The organism is Streptomyces sp. NPDC048496 (genome assembly GCF_043200055.1).
Lineage (GTDB): Bacteria > Actinomycetota > Actinomycetes > Streptomycetales > Streptomycetaceae > Streptomyces.
This window is the reverse complement of the sequence record NZ_JBICXB010000004.1, coordinates 1-25,821: the sequence shown is the minus strand read 5'-3', so window position 1 is coordinate 25,821 and position 25,821 is coordinate 1. Positions and strand designations below refer to the sequence as shown.

The 25,821-nt window shown below is 68.7% G+C and carries 21 protein-coding genes; 8 read left to right on the top strand and 13 right to left on the bottom strand.

The genetic code is table 11. The features are described 5' to 3' along the window. Positions 1-7 precede the first annotated feature (7 nt). Positions 8-1,267, bottom strand: coding sequence for an MFS transporter (locus tag ACGFSA_RS06110; RefSeq protein ID WP_393300357.1), 1,260 nt, complete (start codon positions 1,265-1,267; stop codon positions 8-10). A gap of 141 nt (positions 1,268-1,408) precedes the next feature. Here ACGFSA_RS06110 and ACGFSA_RS06105 point away from each other — a divergent pair, with 141 nt between their 5' ends. Continuing rightward, entirely contained in the window at positions 1,409-2,440 is a 1,032-nt protein-coding gene (locus ACGFSA_RS06105) for a LacI family DNA-binding transcriptional regulator (protein ID WP_393300354.1), read from the top strand. Positions 2,441-2,495: 55 nt separating this feature from the next. Here the strand turns inward: ACGFSA_RS06105 and prcA are convergent, their stop codons facing one another. From prcA to arc, 6 genes are all read right to left on the bottom strand, one after another. Beyond that, positions 2,496-3,332, bottom strand: coding sequence for a proteasome subunit alpha (gene prcA / locus ACGFSA_RS06100; protein WP_393300351.1), 837 nt, complete (start codon positions 3,330-3,332; stop codon positions 2,496-2,498). A 58-nt stretch (positions 3,333-3,390) separates the two neighbouring features. Next, the gene (gene prcB / locus ACGFSA_RS06095; protein ID WP_393300348.1) at positions 3,391-4,236 is read right to left on the bottom strand and encodes a proteasome subunit beta; all 846 of its coding nucleotides are present in this window, start codon (positions 4,234-4,236) and stop codon (positions 3,391-3,393) included. After that, on the bottom strand, positions 4,188-4,700 hold the full coding sequence (locus ACGFSA_RS06090) for an endonuclease VII domain-containing protein (RefSeq protein ID WP_393300345.1): 513 nt from the start codon (positions 4,698-4,700) through the stop codon (positions 4,188-4,190). Before ACGFSA_RS06090 ends, prcB begins: the two co-directional genes overlap by 49 nt. A 115-nt stretch (positions 4,701-4,815) precedes the next feature. Beyond that, complete coding sequence (locus tag ACGFSA_RS06085; RefSeq protein WP_393300342.1) at positions 4,816-5,034, bottom strand: ubiquitin-like protein Pup; 219 nt, start codon at positions 5,032-5,034, stop codon at positions 4,816-4,818. 121 nt (positions 5,035-5,155) lie between these two features. After that, a complete protein-coding gene (dop, locus tag ACGFSA_RS06080; RefSeq protein WP_393300339.1) occupies positions 5,156-6,667 on the bottom strand; it encodes a depupylase/deamidase Dop in 1,512 nt (503 codons plus the stop codon). Positions 6,668-6,901: 234 nt separating this feature from the next. Then, positions 6,902-8,668: a proteasome ATPase gene (gene arc / locus ACGFSA_RS06075; RefSeq protein ID WP_393300336.1), complete on the bottom strand. Its 1,767-nt coding sequence runs from the start codon at positions 8,666-8,668 to the stop codon at positions 6,902-6,904. A 241-nt stretch (positions 8,669-8,909) separates the two neighbouring features. On the opposite strand from arc, the gene ACGFSA_RS06070 reads away from it, so the two are divergent. Next, positions 8,910-9,221 (top strand): ferredoxin, encoded by a 312-nt coding sequence (locus ACGFSA_RS06070; RefSeq protein ID WP_327247296.1) that lies wholly within the window; start codon positions 8,910-8,912, stop codon positions 9,219-9,221. 39 nt (positions 9,222-9,260) lie between these two features. Here ACGFSA_RS06070 and ACGFSA_RS06065 read toward each other — a convergent pair whose 3' ends face one another. From ACGFSA_RS06065 to ACGFSA_RS06055, 3 genes are all read right to left on the bottom strand, one after another. Further along, positions 9,261-9,842, bottom strand: coding sequence for a hypothetical protein (locus tag ACGFSA_RS06065; protein ID WP_393300332.1), 582 nt, complete (start codon positions 9,840-9,842; stop codon positions 9,261-9,263). A 245-nt stretch (positions 9,843-10,087) separates the two neighbouring features. Continuing rightward, the gene (locus ACGFSA_RS06060; protein ID WP_037700492.1) at positions 10,088-10,996 is read right to left on the bottom strand and encodes a tRNA (adenine-N1)-methyltransferase; all 909 of its coding nucleotides are present in this window, start codon (positions 10,994-10,996) and stop codon (positions 10,088-10,090) included. 158 nt (positions 10,997-11,154) lie between these two features. Further along, positions 11,155-12,402, bottom strand: coding sequence for a site-2 protease family protein (locus ACGFSA_RS06055; protein WP_393300901.1), 1,248 nt, complete (start codon positions 12,400-12,402; stop codon positions 11,155-11,157). Between the two features lie 203 nt (positions 12,403-12,605). Here ACGFSA_RS06055 and ACGFSA_RS06050 point away from each other — a divergent pair, with 203 nt between their 5' ends. Continuing rightward, positions 12,606-13,451 carry a RecB family exonuclease gene (locus ACGFSA_RS06050; RefSeq protein WP_393300898.1) on the top strand — a complete coding sequence of 282 codons (846 nt, stop codon included), beginning with the start codon at positions 12,606-12,608 and terminating at the stop codon, positions 13,449-13,451. 9 nt (positions 13,452-13,460) lie between these two features. Beyond that, positions 13,461-14,132: a response regulator transcription factor gene (locus tag ACGFSA_RS06045; RefSeq protein ID WP_266987616.1), complete on the top strand. Its 672-nt coding sequence runs from the start codon at positions 13,461-13,463 to the stop codon at positions 14,130-14,132. Between the two features lie 46 nt (positions 14,133-14,178). Here the strand turns inward: ACGFSA_RS06045 and ACGFSA_RS06040 are convergent, their stop codons facing one another. The 3 genes from ACGFSA_RS06040 to metH all read right to left on the bottom strand — a co-directional run bounded on the left by ACGFSA_RS06040 (position 14,179) and on the right by metH (position 20,478). Continuing rightward, the gene (locus ACGFSA_RS06040) at positions 14,179-15,780 is read right to left on the bottom strand and encodes an ABC transporter substrate-binding protein (protein ID WP_393300328.1); all 1,602 of its coding nucleotides are present in this window, start codon (positions 15,778-15,780) and stop codon (positions 14,179-14,181) included. Positions 15,781-16,143: 363 nt separating this feature from the next. Beyond that, positions 16,144-16,845, bottom strand: a complete 702-nt coding sequence (locus tag ACGFSA_RS06035) for an HAD family hydrolase (protein ID WP_393300325.1) — start codon at positions 16,843-16,845, stop codon at positions 16,144-16,146. 120 nt (positions 16,846-16,965) lie between these two features. Further along, a complete protein-coding gene (gene metH / locus ACGFSA_RS06030; RefSeq protein ID WP_393300322.1) occupies positions 16,966-20,478 on the bottom strand; it encodes a methionine synthase in 3,513 nt (1,170 codons plus the stop codon). A gap of 239 nt (positions 20,479-20,717) precedes the next feature. Here metH and ACGFSA_RS06025 point away from each other — a divergent pair, with 239 nt between their 5' ends. The 4 genes from ACGFSA_RS06025 to ACGFSA_RS06010 all read left to right on the top strand — a co-directional run bounded on the left by ACGFSA_RS06025 (position 20,718) and on the right by ACGFSA_RS06010 (position 25,712). Beyond that, positions 20,718-21,482: an IclR family transcriptional regulator gene (locus ACGFSA_RS06025; RefSeq protein WP_393300319.1), complete on the top strand. Its 765-nt coding sequence runs from the start codon at positions 20,718-20,720 to the stop codon at positions 21,480-21,482. A 231-nt stretch (positions 21,483-21,713) separates the two neighbouring features. Continuing rightward, positions 21,714-22,505, top strand: coding sequence for an MIP/aquaporin family protein (locus ACGFSA_RS06020; protein WP_393300316.1), 792 nt, complete (start codon positions 21,714-21,716; stop codon positions 22,503-22,505). A gap of 55 nt (positions 22,506-22,560) precedes the next feature. Then, positions 22,561-24,096 carry a glycerol kinase GlpK gene (glpK, locus tag ACGFSA_RS06015; protein WP_393300313.1) on the top strand — a complete coding sequence of 512 codons (1,536 nt, stop codon included), beginning with the start codon at positions 22,561-22,563 and terminating at the stop codon, positions 24,094-24,096. Positions 24,097-24,101: 5 nt separating this feature from the next. Beyond that, positions 24,102-25,712 (top strand): FAD-dependent oxidoreductase, encoded by a 1,611-nt coding sequence (locus ACGFSA_RS06010; RefSeq protein ID WP_393300310.1) that lies wholly within the window; start codon positions 24,102-24,104, stop codon positions 25,710-25,712. The last annotated feature ends 109 nt before the right edge of the window (positions 25,713-25,821 follow it).

The window sequence follows — 25,821 nt, the reverse complement described above, 5'->3', positions numbered from 1 at the left end:
CTGAACATTACGCCTGATGGCCCGAGCTGAAACCGGGTTGGACAGCACCGTTTCGATCGTTTTCCGATCCCTGCACGAAAACGTCCGTACGCCCGGGAACTACGAGGACCCTTCCCGTCGCCAGCAGAACCATCAGCGCGGCCACTCCACCGGCCCCCGCGACGGCGAAGCTCCACGCCGTACCGCCCAACTCGACGGCCGGGCCCGCCAGGGCCGTTCCCGCCGCCGCGCCCACCCCGAACGTCGTCACGAGCCAGGAGAACGCCTCCGTCACCGTGCCCCGCGGAGCATGCCGGTCCACCACGATGAACGAACACGCGATCGCCGGCGCCAGGAACACCCCGGCGAGCGCGGCCAGGGCGGTCATCGCCACCACACCCGGTGTCAGCATCAGTGGCAGATAACCGAGGGCCAGCAGCGCGACGATGACCCGCAGCCGGCGCTCCGGCGCTCCGGCCCACTGGCGTGCCCCGTACACCGCCCCGCCGATCAGCGCGCCGAGACCGAGCGCGGCCATCAGCCAGCCGTAGACCGCCTCCCGGCCGTGGTCGTCGGCGTACGCGACGCCCGCCACCGTGATCGAGCCCAGCGCGACCCCGACGAAGAAGAAGGAACCGAGAAGCGCCAGCAGCCCCGGCGAGCGCAGCGCACCCAGCCAGTGCGCCTCGCGGGGCGCCGAGCGCCAGGTACGGGAGGGCTCCGACACCACCACGGAGAGCGCTCCCAGCACTCCTATCGCGTTGATGACGAGCAGCGCGGCGGCGGGCGACCAGAGCGAGACCAGCACCGTCACCAGCAGCGGGCCCACGGTGAACATGACCTCCTGGGCCACGGCGTCCATGGCGTACGCCCGGTGCACCCGGTCCTCCTGCCCCAGGACCGTCGGCCACAGCGCCCGCAGACCGCCCTCCAGCGGCGGCGTGAACACCCCTGCCACGATCACGGCCCCGTACGCCAGCGGAAGCGATCCGAGGCCCACCAGAGCCAGCAGGGACATGCCCAGCGCGGAGACGACGGACGCGGGGAGCTGGACGCGCGGCTGGCCGTACAGGTCCACCGCCCGGCCCAGCAGGGGCTGCCCGACCGCCGTGGCGAGGCCGTACACCGCCGCGAGCGCCCCCGCGAGGGTGTAGCTGCCGCCCTCGGCCCGGGTGAACAGGACGATCGCGATGTGGGCGGTGCCGCTCGGCAGCCGTCCCACCAGCGTGCCGATCAGCAGCCTCGCGGCATGCCGCGCCCGGAGGATGTCCAGATATCCCGCGGCCATGTCCGCCCCTCTCCGCCGGGCGCCTTCCGGACACCTGAGGTTTTACGTATAACGTCGAGCCTCATACGTACCATGTGCCCTGTCCTCAGGTCCACCTCACCGCCCGCACCAGCACCGCACCCGCCCAGCCCGGAGGCCCCCGTGACCAGCGCATCCCAGCCCGCCCCGGCCCGGCCCACCAGCCGCGACGTCGCGCGGGCCGCAGGCGTCTCCCAGGCCACCGTCTCGCTCGTCCTCGGCGGCAAATGGCGCGGCAGGGTCTCCGAGGCGACCGCGGCGCGCGTCCGCGCCGCCTCCCAGGACCTCGGCTACCGGCCCAATCTCGCCGCCCGCAGCCTCCGCCTCGGCCGCACCAGGACCGCGCTGCTGGTCGTCCCGGCGCTCACCAACGAATTCTTCGCGCGTGTCTACACCGGCGCCGCCGCCGTCGCCGCCGAACACGACTTCGGGGTCGTCCTCTACCCCTCCCCCGACGGCACGGGTCCGGCCAGGGACCCCTTCGCCTCCGCCCGCGCCGCCCTCGACGGGGTCATCGCCTCGTCCATGGCCGCCGACGCCCTCGACGCCCTGCGCGGCGCCGACCTGCCTCTGGTCATGCTGGACAGCGACCCCGCGGACACCGGTGTCGCGGCCCGGGTCAACCTCGACATCGCCGACGGCATGCGGCAGGTGACGGACCATCTCCTCACTCTCGGCCACCGCCGCTTCCTGCACCTGGCGTCGGCCATCGACTCCTGGACCTTCGCCGTTCGCGCCGGGGCCGTCCGCGACACCCTGCGCGGCGTGCCCGGCACCTCCGTACGGACCGTCCCGGCAGCGCTCGACGTACGGGCCGGCCGGGAAGCCACGGAACACGCTCTGGCCGCCCCCGGCCCCCGGCCGACCGCGATCGTCTGCGACGACGACATCCTCGCCGCGGGCGCCTGCAAGGCCGCCCGCCGGCTCGGCCTGCGGGTCCCCGACGACCTCTCCGTCACCGGCTTCGACGACCTGTCTCTCGCGACCGCCGTCGAACCCGAACTCACCACCGTTCAGCTCCCCGCCGAGCAGGTCGGCGAGCGCGGCATGACCGCCCTCCTGTCCGTGCTCGACGGCTGCCCCGCCGAACCCGGCAGCCTGCCGGTGCACCTGGTCGTCCGCGGCTCCTCCGGGCCCCCGCCACCCCGTTCATGACGATGCCCCGGCCCACCGCGAACGGTGGACCGGGGCACGGGAACATCCGGCAGGGCTACTCCTCGGACGACTCCGGGGACGCCGGCGGCTCCGCGGACTCGGCAGCCCCCGACGACTTCGTGACATCGGTGGGAGCCTCGCCCCCCTCGCCGTCCTCCAGGTCCGACGGGGCATCTGTCGGCGTGGCCCCGCCGTCGGCCTCCAGCAGCCGCGCCAGCTGCCGCCCGACGATCCGCTTGAACTTCCGCTGCTGAGGCCGCGTACGGTCCAGGACCGCCACCTCGAGCCGCTCCGCGGGAATCTCCCGCTCGCTCCCGTTGGGATCACGGGACAGTGCCTGCACAGCCAGCTTGAGTGCCTCCGCCAGCGTCATTCCGTCACGGTGGCGCTGATCCAGGAACGTGCTGATCTGTTCCGCGTTGCCGCCCACCGCGACCGAACCGTGCTCGTCCACGATCGAGCCGTCGTGCGGCAGCCGGTAGATCTGATCACCCTCGGGCTCGACGCCCACCTCGGCGACCACCAGCTCCACCTCGTACGGCTTCTCCGCCGCACTGGAGAAAATGGTGCCCAGGGTCTGCGCATAGACGTTGGCCAGCCCACGGGCCGTCACATCATCGCGGTCGTAGGTATATCCGCGGAGATCGGCGTAACGGACGCCGCCGATACGCAGATTCTCGTACTCGTTGTACTTACCGGCGGCGGCGAAACCGATCCGGTCATAGATCTCGCTGAACTTGTGAAGCGCACGGGACGGATTCTCGCCGACGAACACGATGCCGTCGGCGTACTGCAGCACGACCAGGCTGCGACCACGGGCAATGCCCTTCCGGGCGTATTCCGCCCGGTCGGCCATGGCCTGCTGAGGTGAGACATAGAACGGCGTCGACACCGGCTATCCGTCCCTTTCTGTCAGTGACGAGTGCATCGAAGAAGCCCCGGGATCCGGATCAGAGCAGCGCGGCGCGCGGGCCGTCGGGCTGTTCCATCCGGCGCTCCAGGATCGACCGTGCGATGTCGGAGGATTCCACATCGTTGAGCCTCCGGAAGCCCTCGTCGGTGATGACGGTGACGATCGGATAGATCCGCCGGGCCACATCGGGGCCGCCGGTCGCCGAGTCGTCGTCCGCGGCGTCGTACAGCGCCTGCACGACCAGGGTGAGCGCCTCCTGCTCCGTCAGGTCCTCGCGGTAGAGCTTCTTCATCGACCCGCGGGCAAAGATCGACCCGGAGCCGGTGGACGCGTAGCCCTGCTCCTCGGAGCGGCCACCGGTGACGTCGTACGAGAAGATCCGGCCCTTCTCGCGGTCGACGTCGAAGCCGGCGAAGAGCGGAACCACGGCGAGGCCCTGCATGGCCATGGCCAGATTGCTGCGGATCATCGTGGAGAGCCGGTTCGCCTTGCCCTCCAGGGAGAGCTGGGCTCCCTCGACCTTCTCGAAGTGCTCCAGTTCCAGCTGGAAGAGCTTGACCATCTCCACGGCGAGCCCGGCCGTACCGGCGATGCCCACCGCCGAGTACTCGTCGGCCGGGAAAACCTTCTCGATGTCGCGCTGCGCGATCATGTTGCCCATGGTCGCCCGCCGGTCACCGGCGAGCACCACACCACCGGCGAACGTCACGGCGACGATGGTCGTCCCGTGCGGCGCCTCGATCGCCCCCTGCAGGGGCGGCAGCTGTCGGTTGCCCGGGAGCATCTCGGGAGAATGGTCGGACAGGAAGTCCATGAACGAAGAGGAGCCCGGCGTCAGGAAGGCAGCTGGTAGACGCCCGGTGCTACGAGTGTTGGCTTCCACGCGTTTCCCTCCAGGTAAGCGATGGCCCTGCGCAAGGTGTCAGGATCATCTCCCAACTTGCCGATGGCCGAATTGCACTTGAAGCACAGTACGCCCCGGACCCTACCCGTCTCGTGACAGTGATCCACATGCACGGCGGGGGCAGCCAGACAGATCGTGCAAAGGCCCATCTGCGACGAGACCATCTCGTCGCGCTCGGCTTCGGTCATGCCGTACTGACGCTTGAGATGGCCCGCACGCCCCTTCACCGCTTTGCAGGGCTTGCAGAGCGTGGCGAAGCCATCCGAAGCCCGACGGTTTCGGTCCCACTCGCTGTGCGGCTTGATCTCCCCGCAAGTGCGGCAGAACTTGTGCCCTTCGGGCGTCTCGACCCTGGGCCTGACGTTCTTGCCGCGAGCCAGCTGCCGTGCCTGGTGGTACGCAGCTGCGCACTTACGGCAGTACACCTGGAGGCCATCCCGCATAGACCTATTGCTGGCGAACTCCGCCCGCGGCTTTGGCACCTGGCACCGCGCGCATCGCTTCGACTCACTCAACTCGAGCACTCCAGCACCCTAAACCTTCGGTTCGAAGGCGAAGTCACTCTCCACCCTTCTGAACGAAGGATCGAACGAAATCCTCTGCGTTTTCCTCGAGTACATCGTCGATTTCGTCCAGAACCGAGTCGACATCGTCGCTCAGCTTCTCCTGCCGCTCCTTGAGGTCGTCGGCAGCTTGCGCGTCCTGCGCCTGCTCCTCGACCTCCTCGGTGGAGCGCGTCGCCTTCTGCTGTCCGCCGCCGGTGTCCTTGGTCGCCATGTAGCTCACCCCGCTCGGTTCGAAGCACTTGATCAGACCCTACCTACGAGGTCCGACATTGGCCCGGTAGTTCTCTACAACGCCCGGGGACCATCTCGATGATTCCCAGTCGGCGGCCATTTCAGCCGCCCGAGAGCACCCGGACCAGCTCTTCCGCCGTGCGACAGCGGTCCAGGAGCTCCTTGACGTGGTTACGGGTCCCCCGGAGCGGTTCCAGGGTGGGGACCCGCTGCAGCGAGTCATGGCCCGGCAGATCGAAGATGACCGAGTCCCAGGAGGCCGCGGCGACGTCGTCCGCGTACTGCTCCAGGCAGCGACCGCGGAAGTACGCCCTGGTGTCCTCAGGGGGCTTCGTACGGGCCTCCTCGACCTCGCGCTCGTCCAGCAGGCGTTTCATCTTCCCGCGGGCCGCGAGACGGTTGTAGAGCCCCTTCTCGGGCCTCACATCGGCGTACTGGAGGTCCACCAGGTGCAGCCGGGCAGCGTCCCAGTCCAGGCCGTCGCGGCGGCGGTAGCCCTCCATGAGTTCCCGCTTGGCGATCCAGTCGAGCTCACCCGACAGGCTCATCGGATCGTTCTCCAGCCGGTTGAGGGTGTCCTCCCAGCGGATCAGGATGTCCTTGGTCTGCTCGTCGGCGTCCGCCCCGTACCGCTCCTCGACGTATTTGCGGCCCAGCTCGAAGTACTCCATCTGGAGCTGCACCGCGGTGAGTGTCCGGCCGCTGCGGAGCGTGATCAGATGCTGCAGGGTCGGGTCGTGGGAGACCTGGTGCAGGGTGCGCACCGGCTGGTCGACGGCCAGATCGACGTTGATGAAGCCGTCCTCGATCATGGACAGGACGAGCGCCGTGGTGCCGAGCTTGAGATAGGTGGAGGTCTCCGACAGATTCGCGTCGCCGATGATCACATGGAGACGGCGGTACTTCTCGGCGTCGGCGTGGGGTTCGTCGCGGGTGTTGATGATGGGGCGCTTGAGGGTCGTTTCGAGGCCGACCTCGACCTCGAAGTAGTCCGCCCGCTGGCTGATCTGGAAGCCGTGCTCGTGGCCGTCCTGGCCGATTCCCACGCGGCCCGCGCCGGTGACGACCTGGCGGGAGACGAAGAACGGGGTCAGGTGGCGCACGATGTCGGAGAACGGGGTCTCCCGCTTCATCAGGTAGTTCTCGTGCGTGCCGTAGGAGGCGCCCTTGTTGTCGGTGTTGTTCTTGTAGAGGTGGATGGGCTGAGCGCCGGGGAGCTGGGCCGCGCGCTCGGCGGCCTCGGCCATGACGCGTTCGCCGGCCTTGTCCCAGAGGACGGCGTCCCGCGGGTTGGTGATCTCCGGCGAGCTGTACTCGGGGTGTGCGTGGTCGACGTAGAGCCGGGCACCGTTGGTGAGGATGACATTGGCGAGGCCGATGTCCTCGTCGGTGAGCTGGCTGGAGTCGGCGGTTTCGCGGGCGAGGTCGAAGCCTCGCGCGTCGCGCAGCGGATTCTCCTCCTCGAAGTCCCAGCGGGCGCGTCGCGCCCGGTGCATCGCCGCCGCGTAGGCGTTGACGATCTGGGACGAGGTGAGCATGGCATTGGCGTTGGGATGTCCGGGCACGGAGATGCCGTACTCCGTCTCGATGCCCATTACTCGCCGTACGGTCATGCGGCCCTCCTTGCCCGGCGGCGTTCCCTTCCGGGATCGGCGCTCAAGTACCGCTGCTTGTCCGGAGCGTGTGCGGTGCCCGTCCCCGCACTGCGCGACTGGCGGTACGGAAGAGCCTAGAGCGCCTCTGCGCTGGTGGGGAGATCAATTACGTCATTGCTCCGGTGTCGTGGGAGCTGTCCGGAAAGCAACCTGCTGCGGATGCCCGGCCGGGCATCCGCAGCGGGTCTGCGTCTACAGGTACTGCCCGGTGTTTGCCACTGTGTCGATGGAGCGACCGGTGTCTGCGCCCTGCTTTCCGGTGACAAGGGTGCGGATGAAGACGATCCGCTCGCCCTTCTTGCCGGAGATCCTGGCCCAGTCGTCGGGGTTGGTGGTGTTGGGAAGGTCCTCGTTCTCCTTGAACTCGTCCACACACGCCTGGAGGAGATGGGAGACGCGAAGGCCCTTCTGGCCCTGGTCGAGGAAGGCCTTGATGGCCATCTTCTTGGCCCGGTCGACGATGTTCTGGATCATCGCGCCGGAGTTGAAGTCCTTGAAGTACAGGACTTCCTTGTCGCCGTTGGCGTACGTGACTTCGAGGAAGCGGTTCTCCTCGGACTCGGTGTACATCCGCTCGACGACGGACTGGATCATGGCGTGAGCTGCGACTTCCTTGGAACCGGCGTGCTCGGCGAGATCGTCGGCGTGCAGCGGCAGAGAAGGTGTGAGGTACTTCCCGAAGATGTCCTTCGCCGCCTCCGCGTCCGGGCGCTCGATCTTGATCTTCACATCGAGACGGCCGGGCCGCAGGATCGCGGGGTCGATCATGTCCTCGCGGTTGGAGGCGCCGATCACGATGACGTTCTCCAGGCCCTCCACGCCGTCGATCTCGGCGAGCAGCTGGGGGACGATGGTGTTCTCCACGTCCGAGCTGACACCGGACCCGCGGGTGCGGAAGAGGGATTCCATCTCGTCGAAGAAGACGATGACGGGGGTACCCTCGCCGGCCTTTTCGCGGGCCCGCTGGAAGACGAGACGGATGTGCCGCTCGGTCTCACCGACATATTTGTTGAGGAGCTCCGGACCCTTGATGTTGAGGAAGTAGCTCTTTCCGGCGGGCTGGCCGGTGACTTCCGCGACCTTCTTGGCCAGGGAGTTGGCGACGGCCTTGGCGATGAGTGTCTTGCCGCAGCCGGGCGGACCGTAGAGCAGGATGCCCTTCGGCGGCCGCAGTTCGTGCTCCTTGAAGAGGTCGGGGTGGAGGTAGGGCAGCTCGACCGCGTCCCGGATCAGCTCGATCTGGTCGCCCAGGCCGCCGATCTTGTCGTAGTCGATGTCCGGAACCTCTTCGAGGACGAGCTCCTCGACCTCGCTCTTCGGGACCACTTCGTAGACGTAACCGGACCTGGGTTCGAGCAGGAGTGCATCGCCGGGCCGGATGTTGATGTCGAGGAGCGGTTCGGCGAGCCGTACCACTCGTTCCTCGTCGGTGTGCCCGATGACCAGGGCGCGCTCGCCGTCCTCGAGGATCTCCTTGAGAGTGACGATGTCCCCGGCCCGCTCGAACTCCATGGCCTCGACCACGTTGAGCGCTTCGTTGAGCATGACTTCCTGGCCGCGCCGGAGGTCGTCGATCTCGACACTGGGACTGACGTTCACCCTGAGCTTGCGGCCCCCGGTGAAGATGTCGCAGGTGCCGTCCTCGTTGCCCTGCAGGAAGACTCCGAAGCCGGCCGGCGGCTGTGCGAGCCGGTCGACTTCCTCCTTGAGGGCCACGATCTGGTCGCGGGCCTCGCGCAGGGTGTTGGCGAGCCGTTCGTTCTGTGCGGACACGCCTGCGAGGTTCGTCTGCAACTCGACGATCCGCTCTTCGAGAATCCTCGTATGGCGCGGAGAGTCGGCGAGCTTACGTCGCAGGACGGCGATTTCCTGCTCAAGATAGGCGACCTGGCCGGCTGGGTCTTCAGACCCCCGCCCGGGCCGGATGCCGCGGTTGATGTCGTCGTCGTGGGCTGCCACGGTCCTCACCTCCTCCAAGGGGAGCTGGACGCTTCCTGACCCTACCTGGGTGGGTGATGATTGAAACCCCTAGATCACAAAGACTGTGGGGTGTGTCCGATCTTCACCCTTGCGCTCTCCCTCACGCCAGGGGAATACCCACCGTTCAACATCGGAAAGCGGCCGGTTGTATCGTCGAACCGGTCAACACCCGTCAGGGCTGGCTATTTTTGGTTCGGATACGCAGGGAACGGCAGGAAAAATGACCGTGCAGCAGGACGCTCCCACCGGAAGCGACACGCAGGACCTGGAGGTCTGGATCGACCAGGACCTCTGCACGGGCGACGGGATCTGCGTCCAGTACGCACCCGAGGTCTTCGAGCTGGACATCGACGGTCTGGCGTACGTGAAGAGCGGCGACGATGAGCTGCTGCAGGACAAGGGGGCGACGACACCCGTTCCGCTTCCGCTGCTTCAGGACGTGGTCGATTCGGCCAAGGAGTGCCCGGGCGACTGCATTCATGTACGTCGCGTTTCGGACAGAGTCGAGGTCTACGGCCCCGACGCAGCCTGATCCACCGGCTCCGGTCTTCCGGATACGGAGAGTGACCGTTCAGGCATCGTTCGCTTCGTTCTGCACGGCGCGGACGAAGGCGCCGTTCCGCCACTGCCAGGTCACCTTCTCCTGCTGGTCGGGACAGCAGCGCGGGATCTCGGGCGAGGAGTAGCCGAGGAGCGTGGCGGAGATGATTCCGTCACGCACGGTGAAGTCGCCGATGCTCATCATCTGGGCGGGGTCCACCAGGGTCGCAACGACGCGGGGTGCGGCCCCGCTTCCCTGTGTGAGGACGTAGACCCCGCTCGGCGGGGTGCCGGATCCGGCCGCGCAGTGGACCACGGCGACGGTTTCCGGCCGGTCGTCGCCGTCGAGGTCACCGGGGACCTGCTTGGCGACGGTGCTCCCCACCTTCCCGCAGTCCAGCGGGAAGGTCGCCCGGGCCGGATCGGGGGCGGCCGCGGGCGCGGTGCCGTGCTGCGTGGCGGTGCGGTGCGTGGCCGAGGCGGTGGCAGTGGCGGCATCGGGCTGGAGCATGCCCGCTGCCGCGACGACGGCGGCCATGGCGGTCGCGGTCACGAGCCACTGCATCGGCCTGGTGTCCGTGTGCGCGAGGTCCGGGAGCTCGGAGGTCTGCACGCGGGTTGTCTCCTGTGGTTCCTGTGGTGCGGCGATGCCGGGAAGGCGGGGCGTCAGCCGTGGTGTGGGGGTGGCCAGCATCGTGCCACACCTCACAGGGCGGTGGAACGGTGGGGTCGGTACGGAATCGGACTCGGTGCGCAGCCCCGTGCCGGCGGCTTCCGCACGGGCAACGAGTGGGCGCCGCCGCGGAGTTCCCGGGTCGGTCCGGGAACTCCGCGGCGGCGCCGGTGCGTTGTGCGGGGTCAGCCGCGGGAGGAGGAGCCGCTCTGGCTGCCGGGACCGTCGTAGTCCTCGCCGTACGCGCCCTTGGCGGGCCGGCGGCGGCGCAGCGGGGCCTCCACACCGTCGGCCAGGCGGCGCGCGGTGACGAGGAAGCCGGTGTGGCCGATCATGCGGTGGTCCGGGCGGACCGCGAGACCCTCGACGTGCCAGTTGCGGATCATCGATTCCCAGGGCTGCGGCTCGGCGAAGCAGCCGATCTCGCGGATGGACTCGACGGTCCGGGCGAGCTGGGTGGTGGTCGCGACGTAGGCGCAGAGGATGCCGCCGGGGACGAGCGCCTTGGAGACGGCCTCCAGGCATTCCCAGGGGGCGAGCATGTCGAGGATGACCCGGTCGACATCGGTGTCGGAGAGGTTGTCCTGGAGGTCGCCGACGGTGAGCTGCCACGCGGGGTGCGGCTCGCCGAAGTAGCGCTCGACGTTCTGCTGGGCGATCTCCGCGAAGTCCTCGCGGCGCTCGTAAGAGTGCAGCATGCCCTGGTCGCCGATGGCGCGGAGCAGAAACGTGGAGAGCGAGCCGGAGCCGACGCCGGCTTCCACGACGCGGGCGCCGGGGAAGATGTCGGCGAACGCCAGGATCTGCCCCGCGTCCTTGGGGTAGACCACGGCGGCGCCGCGGGGCATGGACAGGACGTAGTCGGGGAGCAGGGGACGCAGCGCGAGGTAGGCGACGTTTCCCGTGGTTCGGACCACACTGCCCTCGGGAGCACCGATCAGCTCGTCGTGCGGGAAAGAACCCTTGTGGGTGTGGAAGTTCTTTCCGGCTTCGAGCGTGAAGGTGTAGTGGCGTCCCTTGGGGTCGGTGAGCTGGACCTGGTCCCCGACCTTGAAGGGCCCGCGTCGGCGGGCGGCACCGGTCGGTTCAGACATGTGACCAGCGTACCGGTGTTTCCAGGGGCTCCGACCGCGCGCCGGAGGGCCCTGACGGCCTCCCCCGCGACAGGGAGTGGGCTCCCCCGACGCCCTGCGACTCCTCCCCCAAGCTCTCGGCTTCGCTCGAGCAGGGAGGGGCCCCTTCGGCGTTGCCGTCAGGCGGCGGGGCGGGCCATGGCGGCGACGAAGGCGCGTTCGACGTCGGCGGTGGAGAGGACTCCGTAGATCTCGCCGGTCTCTTCGAGAACCAGGTATTCGGTGGCGGGGCTGGCCTTCAGGGTGTCGAGGAGTTGTTCGCCGGTGAGTTCGGCGGAGATCATCATTCCGGCGGTCAGATCCTGGGCGAGGGTGCTGACGGCGACCCAGGGGCGGCGGTGTTCGGGGACGGAGACGATGGCGGTCTCGCGGACGACGGCCTTGGGGTCGCCGTGTCCGTCGACGACGACGAGGGCGCGGGCACCTGCCTCGTTGGCGCGGCGGAGCGCTTCGGAGAGGGGGGTGGCGGCTTCCACGGGGACGGCGCGGCGGGTGAGGGTGCGGGCGCGCAGGTCGGGGAGGTGTTCGCGCAGGCGGGCCACGCGGAGGCTGTTGCCCGCTCCGGTCCAGATGATGGCGGCGAGGATCGCGGCGAGCAGGGCGTTGGTGACGGTGTCCATGCCGCTGACGTCGTCGGGGTTGTTCCCCAGCCCGCCGGTGCGGGTGAGGAGCGGGAGGCCGATGAGGACGGCGACGGCGAGAGCGCGCCCGACCCAGGCGGCTGCGACGGTGCCGCTCATGGCACGGCCGGTGATCTTCCAGACGACGGCGCGGAGCATGCGGCCGCCGTCGAGCGGGAGGCCGGGCAGCAGGTTGAAGGCGGCGACGATGAGGTTGGAGATCATCAGTCCGGCGAGCAGGACGCCGGGGACGGTGCCGGGTTCGACGAACTTCATGGCGACATAGAAGACGCCGGCGAGTACCAGGGAGAGCAGGGGACCGACGAAGGCGAGTACGAATTCGCGGCCGGGAGTCTCGGACTCCTTCTCGATCTCGGAGACGCCGCCGAAGAACTGCAGCTGGATGCGGCGCACGGGGAGCTTGTAGCGGAGTGCGGCGACCGTGTGCGCGAGTTCGTGGACGAGCACGGAGGCGTAGAAGGCGATCGCGAAGAAGAGGGAGACCAGATAGCGGACCGCGCCGAGTTCCGGCAGGACGCGCTCGAGCTGGCCGCCGAAGACCCAGGTGATGAGCGCCGCGACAAGGAACCAGCTGGGCGCGACGTATACCGGCACGCCGAAGGGGCGGCCCATCAGGAGCCCGCCGCCCGGCTCCCGGGGGCGCTGCGGTTTGCCGTTCTCGGGCGCGGCGGGGTCCGTTCCGCCGGCGCCGGGCTGCGGCTGCCCGCTGTCGCCGCTCTCGTCCACGGGGTCCCTTCGGTCGGTGCCTTTCGGCACGATCATGCAGTGTGCGAGGGTCTGTCGTCGATGGTATGCCGCCTATGGCCTCCCGCCCTATCGCGGGGAGGCCGCGAGTGTCAGTGGCGGGCCGTAGGGTCTTCGTCATGACTTCCGTGCCCCGGCCGCCGCAGCCGCCTTCGTCCCTGTCGCCGTCGCGGGCGAGCGATTTCATGCAGTGTCCTCTGCTGTACCGGTTCCGGGTGATCGACAGGCTGCCGGAGAAGCCCAGTGAGGCGGCTACCCGGGGCACGCTGGTGCATGCGGTGCTGGAGCGGCTCTTCGACGCACCGGCGGCGGAGCGTACGGCCGGCCGGGCGACGGCGATGGTTCCCGGCCAGTGGGACCGGCTGCTGGAGTCGAAGCCGGAGCTGTCGGAGCTGTTCGCGGAGGATGCGGAGGGCGAGCGGCTGGCGCGCTGGCTGTCGGAGGCGGAGAGCCTGGTGGAGCGGTGGTTCTCGCTGGAGGATCCGACGCGCCTGGAGCCGGCCGAGCGGGAGATGTTCGTCGAGACGGAGCTGGAGTCGGGGCTGCGGCTGCGCGGGGTGATCGACCGGATCGATGTGGCTCCGACGGGCGAGGTCCGGATCGTCGACTACAAGACGGGAAAGGCGCCGCGACCGGAGTACTCGGAGGGCGCGTTGTTCCAGATGAAGTTCTACGCCCTGGTGATCTGGCGGCTGAAGGGTGTGGTGCCGCGCCGGCTGCAGCTGGTCTATCTGGGCAGCGGCGACGTCGTGACGTACGACCCGGTCGTGGCGGATCTGGAGCGGGTGGAGCGGAAGCTGTTGGCGCTGTGGGACGCGATCCGGCTGGCCACGGAGACGGGCGAGTGGCGGCCGCGGCCGACGAAGCTGTGCGGCTGGTGCGACCACCAGGCGGTCTGTCCGGAATTCGGCGGGACTCCCCCGGTCTATCCGCTGCCGGTCCGCCCGGCCGTTCCGGTCCAGGGTGTGCAGGGCAGAATGGACCCGGTCCAGGCCGAGGCCGCCCGGCCGGCGGCCGTTGAAGGAGCTTGAGGAGATCTGGTGGCAATCCGCGTCCTACTGGTCGACGACCAGCCGCTGCTGCGCACGGGCTTCCGGATGATTCTTGAGGCGGAGGGGGATCTGGCGGTGGTGGGCGAGGCCGGTGACGGTCTCCAGGCTCTCGATCAGGTGCGGGCACTGCAGCCCGATGTGGTGCTGATGGACATCCGTATGCCGCGGATGGACGGGGTCGAGGCGACGCGTCAGATCACCGGGCCGGGCCGGGACGGCCCGGCGAAGGTGCTGGTGCTGACCACGTTCGATCTCGACGAGTACGTGGTGGAGGCGTTGCGCGCCGGTGCCAGCGGCTTCCTGCTGAAGGACGCTCCGGCCAATGAGCTGGTGCAGGCGATCCGGGTGGTCGCGGCAGGCGAGGCGATGCTGGCCCCGAGCATCACGCGCAGGCTGCTGGACAAGTACGCGGATCATCTGCCGTCGGGCGAGGATCCCGTGCCGGACACCCTGCACACGCTGACGGAGCGTGAGGTGGAGGTGCTGAAGCTGGTGGCGCGCGGTCTGTCGAATGCGGAGATCGCCGCCGATCTGTTCGTCAGCGAGACGACGGTCAAGACGCATGTGGGCCATGTGCTGACGAAGCTGGGGCTGCGCGACCGGGTGCAGGCCGCGGTGTACGCGTACGAGAGCGGACTGGTGCGCCCCGGCGCCCAGTGATCCGGCCGGGTGCGGCCGGGGCCGGGCGCCGGGGCGGCGTCGTGGTTCAGCCGAAGTTGCGGCCGAGTTCCCAGAGCTGGAGGTCGGCGGAGGAATTGACCGACCACTCGACGCCGGCGAGGCCGTCGCGGGAGGCAAGGTACTCCTTGCCCTGCCAGATCGGGAGCACCGGGACATCGGTGGCGACGATGTCCTGGAGCTTCTGGAAGGTCTTGGAGGCGGCGGCGCGGTCGGCGACGCGGCGGGACTGCGGGATCAGGGTGTTCTGGGCGGCCTTGGACGTGTACGGCGAGTTGAGGAAGTTGTCCTTGTCGAGGAACGGCGCCGTGTAGTTGTCCGGGTCCGGGAAGTCCGGGAACCAGCCCATGCCGTAGACGGCGTAGTCGCCGCGCTTCTGTGCGGCGCGGTACTTCGCCCAGGGGGTGCCCTGGGTGGTGACGTCGAACAGCCCGGTGGCATTCAGCTGCTTCTTCAGCGTCTTGAACTCGTCGGCGGTGGCCGGACCGTAGTGGTCGGTCGTGTAGTGCAGGGTGAACTTCACCGGGGTCTCGACGCCGGCGTCCCGCAGGAGGGCGGCGGCCTTGCCGGTGCTGGGCTCGCCGTACTTGTTGTAGAACGAGGTGGTGTGCCCGGTGATGCTGGACGGAATCAGCGAGTAGAGCGGCTCGGCGGTGGTGCCGTAGACCTGGCCGGCGATCTGGCCGCGGTCGATGACCTGGGCGATGGCCTGGCGGACGGCCTTGTTCTTCACCACGGGGTCGGTGGTGTCGAAGCCCAGGTAGCTGATGGCGAGGCCGGGTATCTCAGTGAGTTTGATGCCGTCCTTCGGCTTCTCCAGCATCTGCTTGGTCTGGCCGGGCGACATGGTGCGGGTCATCATGTCGATCTTCTTGTCGTCGAATGCCTTGCCCATCGCCGTGGCGTCGGGGAAGAGGTCGAGTTCGACCTTGTCGTTGAGGACCTTCAGATCGCCCTTGTACTTCGGGTTCCTGGTGAAGACGACCTTGTCGACCTGGTTGTTCCTGACTTCCGGCTTCATCGTGTAGGGGCCCGAGCCGTCGACCTGGAAGCCTTCACGCGGGGACTTCGCCGGGTACTTGCTCTTCGGCACGATGCCGGCGGCCGGGGTGGCGAGCTTGTAGGGGAAGGTCGCGTCCGGAGTCTTCAGGTGGAAGATGACTTCGTTGTCGTCGCGGGTCTCGATCGTGTCGATGTTGGCGAGCAGGCCGACGGGTCCGATGTCGGAGTCGATGCCGATGACCCGGTTGATGGAGTACTTGACGTCCTCGGCGGTGACGGGCTTGCCGCTCGCGAAGGTGAGACCGCTGCGCAGTCTGCAGCGGTAGCTCTCGTTCTGCCGGTCGGTGAACGTACAGCTCTCGGCGGCCTCGGGGACGGGTTCGCCGCCGCCGCGCGGGACGTGGGTCAGCGTCTGTACGGTCTGCCGCAGGACGTTCCAGACGCCTGCTTCGTAGCCGATGGCGGGGTCGAGCGGCGCGGGATTGTCCTCGGTGGCGACGAACTGGTCCGTGGTGCCGACAACGATGGGGGCGTTGCCACCGCTCCCGCCGTCCGTCGCGCCGCAGGCGGCGAGTACGGGGGCGAGCAGGCCGACGACGGCCGGCAGCACCAGAGTCTTGCGGTTCATCTTGGACGTTCTCCCTCATCCGGCCGTTGAGAAAACGACATTAGTGGGCGCCGCCGGTAATCCCTGACCGGTTGGCGCCCCATGCGTCATCGAACGGTGAGGGGAATTGCCGCCGAGCCGATTTCCCGGGCGGGGAAGGTTCCCTACAGGACTCCACGAATCGGGACAGTGGGGCGGATCAAAACGAACATCTCGGGCGGTCTTGAGGAAGACCATGAGTCTTCGAGGTGACAAAGCTCACCCCTGGGCCATTCCCAGCCTCGGCATGCACCCGACTTTTCCCTGCGCATGCGTGACGGAACGCGCACACGGCCATACCGAGAGCTCTTCTGTTCATTCACAGAAGTACTCTCGGTACGCGGATCAATGCGTTCCCGTGACCAGGCCGCGGAGAAATGCGAGATCGACTTCTTCGAGGGACCCCACCACGACCCGGCCCGATGCGGGTGCGATCGGTGCGACGGACGGTACGGCGACGACCCAGCAGCCGGCGGCCTCTGCCGCGGCGACACCGGTCGCGGTGTCCTCGATGACCGCGCAGCGCTCGGGGGCCGCCCCGAAGCCGGAGGCGGCGGTGAGGTAGGGCTCCGGGTGCGGCTTCGTCCGGGAGACCTCGTCACCTGCGACGGTGAGCGAGAAGTGGTGGTGGCCGAGCGAGTCCAGCACCCGGTCGATGATGCGCCGGTGCGAGGCGGAGACCAGGGCGGTCGGGACCTCGTGCGCCACCAGTTCGGCGAGCAGCCGTGCGGCGCCCGGCATCAGCGGCACACCGCGGTCGATGCGCTCCTCGAAGCGGTCGTTGAGCAGCACGGTGAGTTCCGGGAGGGTGATGTCCGCACCGGTGGCCTCGATGAGATACCCGGCGCTGCGGGTCATCGGCCCGCCGACGACCACGTCCTTCCACGTCTCGTCCAGCCGGTGCCCGAGGTCGGCGAAGACCGCCACCTCGGCCTCCCACCAGAAACCCTCGGTATCGACCAGGGTGCCGTCCATGTCGAGGAAGACGGCCTGCAGGGCGGCGCCTTCAGCCGTACGGATCAAGGACGCGGAGACCGTACTGGTCATGCGGCACACCTTCCATGAGGGACGAGAAGGCCGGCCGCCCTTTTCCAGGGAAAGGGCGGCCGGCCTGCACTGGACCGACCAGTGTACGACTCGTCCCGCTACGGCGCGTCGGACATTTCCTTACCGCGCGTTGAAGTACTTCGCCTCCGGGTGGTGGATGACGATCGCGTCCGTGGACTGCTCCGGGTGGAGCTGGAACTCCTCGGAGAGGTGGACACCGATCCGCTCGGGCTGCAGCAGGTCGGCGATCTTCGCCCGGTCCTCCAGGTCGGGGCAGGCCCCGTAGCCGAGGGAGAAGCGTGCGCCGCGGTACTTCAGCGCGAACATGTCCTCGACTGCGGCCGGGTCCTCGCCGCCGAAGCCGAGCTCGGAACGGACCCGGGCGTGCCAGTACTCGGCGAGGGCCTCGGCGAGCTGGACGGAGAGACCGTGCAGCTCCAGGTAGTCGCGGTAGGAATTGGCCTCGAAGAGCTTGGCGGTCTCGCCGCCGATCTTCGAGCCGACGGTGACGACCTGGAGGCCGATCACGTCCGTCTCACCGGTCTCCTCCGGGCGGAAGAAGTCCGCGAGGCAGAGGCGGCGGCCGCGGCGCTGGCGCGGGAAGGTGAAGCGGGTGCGCTCGGAACCGTCCTCGTGCAGCAGGATCAGGTCGTCGCCCTTGGAGACGCACGGGAAATAGCCGTAGACCACGGCGGCTTCCAGCAGGTTCTCCGTGTGCAGCTTGTCGAGCCAGCCGCGCAGGTGCGGGCGGCCCTCGGTCTCCACGAGCTCCTCGTACGTCGGTCCGTCACCGGCGCGGGCCTGCTTGAGGCCCCACTGGCCCTTGAAGAGCGCACCCTCGTCGAGCCAGGAGGCGTACTCCTTGAGCTGGATGCCCTTGACGACACGGGTGCCCCAGAACGGCGGTTCGGGGACCCGGTTGTCAGTGGCGACATCGGACCGTACGCCGTCCTCGGGCTCCTCGACCTCCAGCACGGCGGTCTCCCGCTTGGGGACGCGGCGCTGCTTGAGCTCGGGGAGGGCGGCGCCGGGGACGCCGCGCTTGACCGCGACCAGGGCGTCCATCAGGCGCAGGCCCTCGAACGCGTCGCGGGCGTAGCGGACCTCGCCCTCGTAGATCTCGTGGAGGTCCTGCTCGACATAGGCCCTGGTGAGAGCCGCGCCGCCGAGGATCACCGGATATTCGGCGGCCAGCTTGCGCTGGTTCAGCTCCTCCAGGTTCTCCTTCATGATCACGGTGGACTTCACCAGGAGACCGGACATCCCGATGACATCGGCGCGGTGCTCCTCCGCGGCTTCGAGGATCGCGGAGACCGGCTGCTTGATGCCGATGTTGACGACGTTGAAGCCGTTGTTGGACAGGATGATGTCGACGAGGTTCTTGCCGATGTCATGGACGTCGCCGCGGACGGTGGCCAGCACGATCGTGCCCTTGCCCTCCGCGTCGGACTTCTCCATGTGCGGTTCCAGGTAGGCCACGGCGGACTTCATGACCTCGGCGGACTGGAGCACGAACGGCAGCTGCATCTGACCGGAGCCGAACAGCTCGCCGACGACCTTCATGCCCTCGAGCAGCGTGTCGTTGACGATGTCGAGAGCCGGACGGGCCTGCAGTGCCTCGTCGAGGTCGGTCTCCAGGCCGTTCTTCTCCCCGTCGATGATGCGGCGCTGGAGGCGCTCGTCGAGCGGCAGCGCGAGAAGCTCCTCGGCCTTGCCGGCCTTCATCGACTTCATGTTGACGCCCTCGAAGAGCTCCATGAGCCGCTGCAGCGGGTCGTAGCCTTCGGCGCGGCGGTCGTAGATGAGGTCGAGTGCGACCTTGACCTGCTCCTCCTCCAGGCGCGCGATCGGCAGGATCTTCGAGGCGTGCACGATGGCGGAGTCGAGACCGGCCTTGACGCACTCGTCGAGGAAGACGGAGTTCAGGACGACCCTGGCGGCCGGGTTGAGGCCGAAGGAGATGTTCGACAGCCCGAGTGTGGTCTGGACCTCGGGATGGCGCCGCTTCAGTTCGCGGATGGCGCCGATGGTGGCGACGCCGTCCTTGCGGGACTCCTCCTGCCCGGTGCAGATGGTGAAGGTCAGTGTGTCGATGAGGATGTCCGACTCATGGATGCCCCAGTTGCCGGTCAGGTCCTCGATCAGCCGCTCGGCGACGGCGACCTTGTGCTCGACGGTGCGGGCCTGGCCGTCCTCATCGATCGTGAGAGCGATCAGCGCGGCGCCGTGCTCGGCGGCCAGTCGCGTGACCTTGGCGAAGCGCGACTCGGGTCCGTCGCCGTCCTCGTAGTTGACGGAATTGAGAACCGCCCGGCCGCCGAGCTTCTCCAGACCGGCCCGCAGGACCGGCAGTTCGGTGGAGTCGAGCACGATCGGGAGCGTGGAGGCGGTGGCGAAGCGTCCGGCCAGTTCCTCCATGTCCGCGACACCGTCCCGGCCGACGTAGTCGACGCAGAGGTCGAGCATGTGCGCGCCCTCCCGGATCTGGTCGCGCGCCATCTCCACGCAGTCGTCCCAGCGGGCGTCCAGCATCGCCTCGCGGAACTTCTTGGATCCGTTGGCGTTCGTACGCTCGCCGATGGCGAGGTACGAGGTGTCCTGGCGGAACGGGACGGTCTGGTACAGCGAGGCGGCGCCGGGTTCGGGGCGCGGGTCGCGGGCAGTGAGGGCGGCGCCGCGGACGCGTTCGACGACCTGGCGCAGGTGCTCCGGAGTCGTACCGCAGCAGCCGCCGACCAGCGAGAGGCCGTACTCCTGGACGAACGTCTCCTGCGCGTCGGCCAGTCCTTCGGGACCGAGCGGGAAGTGCGCGCCGTCTTTGGTGAGCACCGGCAGTCCGGCGTTGGGCATGCAGAGCAACGGGATGCGGGAGTGGCGCGTGAGGTAGCGCAGGTGCTCGCTCATCTCCGCCGGGCCGGTCGAGCAGTTCAGGCCGATCATGTCGACGCCGAGCGGTTCGAGCGCGGTCAGCGCGGCGCCGATCTCCGAGCCGAGCAGCATGGTGCCGGTCGTCTCGAACGCCAGCGAGCACAGCAGCGGGAGATCGCTGCCCATCGCCTCCAGCGCCCGCCGCGCACCCAGTACCGCGGCCTTGGTCTGGAGGAGGTCCTGCGTCGTCTCGATGATGAGCGCGTCCGCGCCGCCGGCGATCAGTCCTTCGGCGTTCTGCTGGAAACCGTCGCGGAGCACGGTGTACGGCGCGTGGCCCAGCGTCGGCAGCTTGGTGCCGGGGCCGATGGAGCCGAGCACCCAGCGCTGCTGCCCGGTGGAGGCAGTGAACTCGTCGGCCACCTCGCGGGCGATGCGCGCGCCGGACTCGGACAGTTCATGGATGCGCCCGGGAATGTCGTACTCGCCCAGGGCGGAGGCGTTGGCACCGAAGGTGTTCGTCTCGACACAGTCCACCCCGACCGCGAAGTACTCCTCGTGCACCGAGCGCACGATGTCCGGGCGGGTGACGTTGAGGATCTCGTTGCAGCCCTCGAGGTGCTGGAAGTCTTCAAGGGTGGGGTCCTGCGCCTGGAGCATGGTGCCCATGGCACCGTCGGCCACCACCACGCGGGTGGCGAGTGCCTCGCGGAGGGCTTCGGCTCGGTTCCGGCTGTCGGCGGAAGGGGTCGGCGACGGGGCCATGGATGTACTCCCAGGGATGCGACGGCTGTCGGCTTTGCGGCTTCGGTGGAGGCCGCACCCCGTCAGGGTAGCCGGGCGCCGCCTTCGACCGTCACTGTGTCCCACGGAACGGACGGCATGCTGTGCGGGGGGATGTCCGGGGCGGCGCGGCAGAACAGGATCGCCTCACGATCGAGCATTGGTCGGCATCGGCCGATAGTGTTCAGCATTGTCGAACCATAGTGGAGGAGTACGGCGCCATGGCCAAGAACATCCAGTCGCTCGAACGGGCGGCGGCGATGCTACGTCTGCTGGCGGGCGGCGAACGACGGCTGGGGCTGTCCGACATCGCCTCCTCCCTGGGCCTGGCCAAGGGCACCGCGCACGGCATTCTGCGCACCCTGCAGCACGAGGGCTTCGTGGAGCAGGACACGGCTTCGGGGCGCTATCAGCTGGGCGCCGAGCTGCTGCGCCTGGGCAACAGTTATCTGGACGTCCACGAGCTGCGGGCGCGCGCCCTGGTCTGGACGGACGACCTGGCCCGCTCCAGCGGCGAGAGTGCCCACCTGGGGGTCCTGCACCAGCAGGGCGTCCTGATCGTGCACCACGTCTTCCGCCCCGACGACAGCAGGCAGGTCCTGGAGGTCGGGGCCATGCAGCCGCTGCACTCCACCGCGCTGGGCAAGGTGCTCGCGGCGTACGACCCGGTGGCGCACACCGAGGCCATAGAGGGCGAGCGGCAGACCTTCACCCCGCGCACCGTCACCGACCTGGAGGAGTTCGAGTCGGTGCTCTCGCTGACCCGGGCGCGCGGCTGGGCGGACGACGTGGAGGAGACGTGGGAGGGGGTGGCCGCGGTGGCCGCACCGATCCACGACCGGCGCCGGATGCCGGTCGGCGCGGTTGCGGTGACCGGAGCAGTGGAACGCGTCTGCTCCGGGGGCGAGCTCCGTCCGGAGCTGGTCGCGGCAGTACGGGCCTGCGCCCGGGCGGTTTCCCGGGATCTCGGCGCCGGGCGCTTCTGACCGTACCGGCGGATCATCGGTAACGATCGGATCAAGGGGCCAGGAACTCTTGACGCTTCATTCACCAGGGGGAAACACTGCCGTTCATCGGTCGGCATTGTCGAACACTTAACGGCAATACACGTTAGGGTGTGACAGTGCCAAGAGCCGGTCAAGCCCTCATCTGAGGGCACGGACCACCGGAGCGACCCGGGGTTCGGCTTCCCTGGACGAAGGACAAAGGAGTCACGGGTGTCCAGCTCCGACATCTTCATCGGCGAGACCATCGGTACCGCCGTACTCATCCTGCTCGGCGGCGGTGTCTGTGCCGCCGTCACTCTCAAGCACTCCAAGGCGCAGAACGCCGGCTGGCTCGCCATCACCTTCGGATGGGGTTTCGCGGTGCTGACCGCCGCGTATCTGGCCGGCGGTGTGTCGGGGGCGCACCTCAACCCCGCGGTCACCATCGGCCTGGCGATCAAGGGCGCCACCCCGTGGAGCGACGTACCGCTGTACATCGGCTCCCAGCTGCTCGGCGCGATGATCGGCGCGGTACTGGTCTGGCTGACGTACTACGGGCAGTTCCGGGCCCATCTGACCGACCCGGCGACCCTGTACAGCCAGCCGAGTGAAGAGGGCATGGTCGACCAGGCCGCCGCCCCCAAGGCCGGCCCGGTGCTGGGCATCTTCTCGACGGGCCCGGAGATCCGGAACGCCGTCCAGAACGTGATCACCGAAGTCATCGCCACCGCCGTGCTGGTCCTGGCGATCCTCACGCAGGGTCTGAACAACAACGGTGACGGCCTCGGCACGCTCGGCGCGCTGATCACCTCCCTGGTCGTCGTCGCCATCGGTCTCTCGCTCGGCGGCCCGACCGGTTACGCAATCAACCCGGTTCGCGACCTCGGGCCGCGTATCGTGCACGCGCTGCTGCCGCTGCCGAACAAGGGCGGTTCCGACTGGGGCTACGCCTGGGTCCCGGTCGTCGGCCCCCTCATCGGCGGTGCGATCGCGGGCGGGCTCTACAACGTCGCCTTCGCGTGAGCCGTAGAGCTCAGAGCCGTAACCCCCAGATCTCACAGACCTCCAGGAGCACACCGTGACCGACGCACACACCACCGGCCCGTTCATCGCGGCCATCGACCAGGGCACCACCTCCAGCCGCTGCATCGTCTTCGACAAGGACGGCCGGATCGTCTCCGTCGACCAGAAGGAGCACGAGCAGATCTTCCCGAAGCCCGGCTGGGTCGAGCACAACGCGACCGAGATCTGGGAGAACGTCCAGGAGGTCGTCGCCGGCGCCATCGTCAAGGCGGGCATCAGCGCCGCCGACGTCAAGGCGATCGGCATCACCAACCAGCGCGAGACCACCGTGCTCTGGGACAAGAACACCGGTGAGCCCGTCCACAACGCGATCGTCTGGCAGGACACCCGCACCGACGCGCTCTGCAAGGAACTCGGCCGCAATGTCGGCCAGGACCGGTTCCGCCGCCAGACCGGACTGCCGCTCGCCTCGTACTTCTCCGGACCCAAGGTCCGCTGGCTGCTCGACAACGTCGAGGGACTGCGCGAGCGCGCCGAGCGCGGCGACATCCTCTTCGGCACCATGGACTCCTGGGTCATCTGGAACCTGACCGGCGGCGCCGACGGCGGCGTGCACGTCACCGACGTCACCAACGCCTCGCGCACCCTCCTGATGAGCCTGCACGAGTTGACGTGGGACCAGCGGATCCTCCAGTCGATGGAGATCCCCGCCGCCGTGCTGCCGGAGATCCGGTCCTCCGCCGAGGTGTACGGCATCGCCAAGGACGGCATCCTGGCCGGCGTCCCGGTCGCGTCCGCGCTCGGCGACCAGCAGGCGGCCCTCTTCGGCCAGACCTGTTTCTCCGAGGGCGAGGCCAAGTCCACGTACGGCACCGGCACCTTCATGCTGATGAACACCGGTGAGACGCCCGTCAACTCGTACAACGGGCTGCTGACGACCGTCGGCTACCGGATCGGCGACCAGAAGCCGGTCTACGCCCTGGAAGGCTCCATCGCCGTCACCGGTTCGCTCGTGCAGTGGATGCGCGACCAGATGGGTCTGATCAAGTCCGCCGCCGAGATCGAGACGCTGGCCTCGTCGGTCGAGGACAACGGCGGCGCGTACTTCGTGCCCGCCTTCTCCGGTCTCTTCGCCCCGTACTGGCGCTCCGACGCCCGCGGTGTCATCGCCGGACTCACCAGGTACGTCACCAAGGCGCACATCGCCCGTGCCGTCCTCGAGGCCACCGCCTGGCAGACCCGCGAGATCACCGACGCCATGACCAAGGACTCCGGCGTCGAGCTGGCCGCCCTCAAGGTCGACGGCGGTATGACCTCCAACAACTTGCTGATGCAGACGCTCGCCGACTTCCTGGACGCGCCCGTGGTGCGGCCCATGGTCGCCGAGACGACCTGCCTCGGCGCCGCCTACGCCGCCGGTCTCGCCGTCGGCTTCTGGCCGGACACCGACGCACTGCGCGCCAACTGGCGCCGGGCCGCCGAGTGGACCCCCCGCATGGACGCGGACACCCGCGCACGCGAGTACAAGAGCTGGCTCAAGGCCGTGGAACGTTCCATGGGCTGGCTCGACGACAACACCGCCGAGGAGTAATCGACATGACCACCCTGCAGAGCGTCCCGGCACTCGGGACGCACCCGGCCTCCGGCTCCCTTCCGAGCCGCGCCGAGACTCGGGAGCAGCTCTCCAAGGCGACGTACGACCTCCTGGTGATCGGTGGCGGAATCCTGGGCATCTCCACCGCCTGGCACGCCGCGCAGTCCGGGCTGCGGGTGGCTCTGGTGGACGCCGGCGACTTCGCCGGCGCCACCTCCTCCGCCTCCTCCAAGCTGCTCCACGGCGGTCTGCGCTACCTGCAGACCGGCGCGGTGAAGCTGGTCGCGGAGAACCACTTCGAGCGCCGTGCGGTGTCCCGCCAGGTGGCTCCGCACCTGGCCAATCCGCTCACCTTCTACCTGCCGGTCTACAAGGGCGGCCCGCACGGCGCGGCCAAGCTCGGCGCGGGTGTGTTCGCGTACTCGGCGCTGTCCGCGTTCGGTGATGGCGTCGGCCATGTGATCAGCCCGGCGAAGGCGCAGCGCGATGTGCCGGAGCTGCGCACGGACAATCTGAAGGCCGTCGCGGTCTACGGCGACGACCAGATGAACGACGCCCGGATGGCGCTGATGACGGTCCGCGCGGCCGTCGACGCGGGTGCGGTCGTGCTCAACCATGCCGCGGTCACCGGGCTGCGGTTCACCAAGGGCCGGGTGACGGGCGCCGACCTCCAGGACCGTACGGACGGCACGGAGTTCGGCGTCACCGCCCGGCTGGTGCTGAACGCCACCGGCCCGTGGGTCGACCACCTGCGGAAGATGGAGGACCCGAACGCGGCGCCTTCGATACGCCTGTCCAAGGGCGCGCACCTCGTACTGAAGCGCACCCGCCCCTGGAAGGCCGCGCTGGCCACCCCGATCGACAAGTACCGCATCACGTTCGCCCTGCCGTGGGAGGACATGCTGCTGCTCGGCACGACGGACGAGGAGTACGAGGGCGATCCGGGGGACGTCGCGGTCAACGAGAAGGACACCGCGCAGATCCTCGACGAGGCGGCGTTCTCGATCAAGGACCAGCAGCTGTCCCGCGATCTGATCACGTACTCCTTCGCGGGTCTGCGGGTGCTGCCGGGCGGTCCCGGCGACACCTCCAAGGCCAAGCGCGAGACGGTCGTGACGGAGGGCCGCGGCGGGATGCTCTCGGTCGCGGGCGGCAAGTGGACGACCTTCCGCCACATCGGCCGTACGGTGATGAACAAGCTGGCGTCGCTCCCCGGGCACCCGCTGGCCGATGACATGGAGCCCATGGCGCATCTGCCGAAGAAGCTCCCGCTGCCCGGTATCGCCAACCCGAACGCGGTCGCGCACCGGCTGCTGATCGACGGCGGAACGCCCGGACCGCGGATGTCCGCCGACACCGCCCGGCACCTCGCCACGCACTACGGCTCGCTCTCCTTCGACATCGCGCGGCTGGCGAACGAGAACCCGGCGCTGGCCGAGCGCATCCACCCGGACGCGCCGGAGATCTGGGCACAGGTCGCCTACGCGCGTGACCACGAGTGGGCGGAGACCGCCGACGACGTGCTGCGGCGCCGCACGACGCTGACGATCCGGGGCCTGGCCACGGACGAGATCCGGACCAGGGTCCAGGGAATGCTGGCCGACAAGGGCTGACCGGCACCGGCAAGGGCTGAGAGCCTGTCGGGTGACCTTCGATCGGAAAGCGGACGCGGTCTGGTGCGTGCGATTCCAAGGCGCTGGAAGGTCCTCGGATGGGGTCTCC

Coding starts and splice junctions, on each gene's coding strand:
- ACGFSA_RS06010 (WP_393300310.1), top strand. CDS start 24,102: ATGACCACCCTGCAGAGCGTCCCGGCACTCGGGACGCACCCGGCCTCC.
- ACGFSA_RS06040 (WP_393300328.1), bottom strand. CDS start 15,780: ATGAACCGCAAGACTCTGGTGCTGCCGGCCGTCGTCGGCCTGCTCGCC.
- ACGFSA_RS06025 (WP_393300319.1), top strand. CDS start 20,718: ATGGCCAAGAACATCCAGTCGCTCGAACGGGCGGCGGCGATGCTACGT.
- ACGFSA_RS06085 (WP_393300342.1), bottom strand. CDS start 5,034: ATGGCGACCAAGGACACCGGCGGCGGACAGCAGAAGGCGACGCGCTCC.
- ACGFSA_RS06090 (WP_393300345.1), bottom strand. CDS start 4,700: ATGCGGGATGGCCTCCAGGTGTACTGCCGTAAGTGCGCAGCTGCGTAC.
- metH (WP_393300322.1), bottom strand. CDS start 20,478: ATGGCCCCGTCGCCGACCCCTTCCGCCGACAGCCGGAACCGAGCCGAA.
- ACGFSA_RS06050 (WP_393300898.1), top strand. CDS start 12,606: ATGCAGTGTCCTCTGCTGTACCGGTTCCGGGTGATCGACAGGCTGCCG.
- ACGFSA_RS06070 (WP_327247296.1), top strand. CDS start 8,910: ATGACCGTGCAGCAGGACGCTCCCACCGGAAGCGACACGCAGGACCTG.
- ACGFSA_RS06035 (WP_393300325.1), bottom strand. CDS start 16,845: ATGACCAGTACGGTCTCCGCGTCCTTGATCCGTACGGCTGAAGGCGCC.
- ACGFSA_RS06060 (WP_037700492.1), bottom strand. CDS start 10,996: ATGTCTGAACCGACCGGTGCCGCCCGCCGACGCGGGCCCTTCAAGGTC.
- dop (WP_393300339.1), bottom strand. CDS start 6,667: ATGACCGTACGGCGAGTAATGGGCATCGAGACGGAGTACGGCATCTCC.
- ACGFSA_RS06110 (WP_393300357.1), bottom strand. CDS start 1,267: ATGGCCGCGGGATATCTGGACATCCTCCGGGCGCGGCATGCCGCGAGG.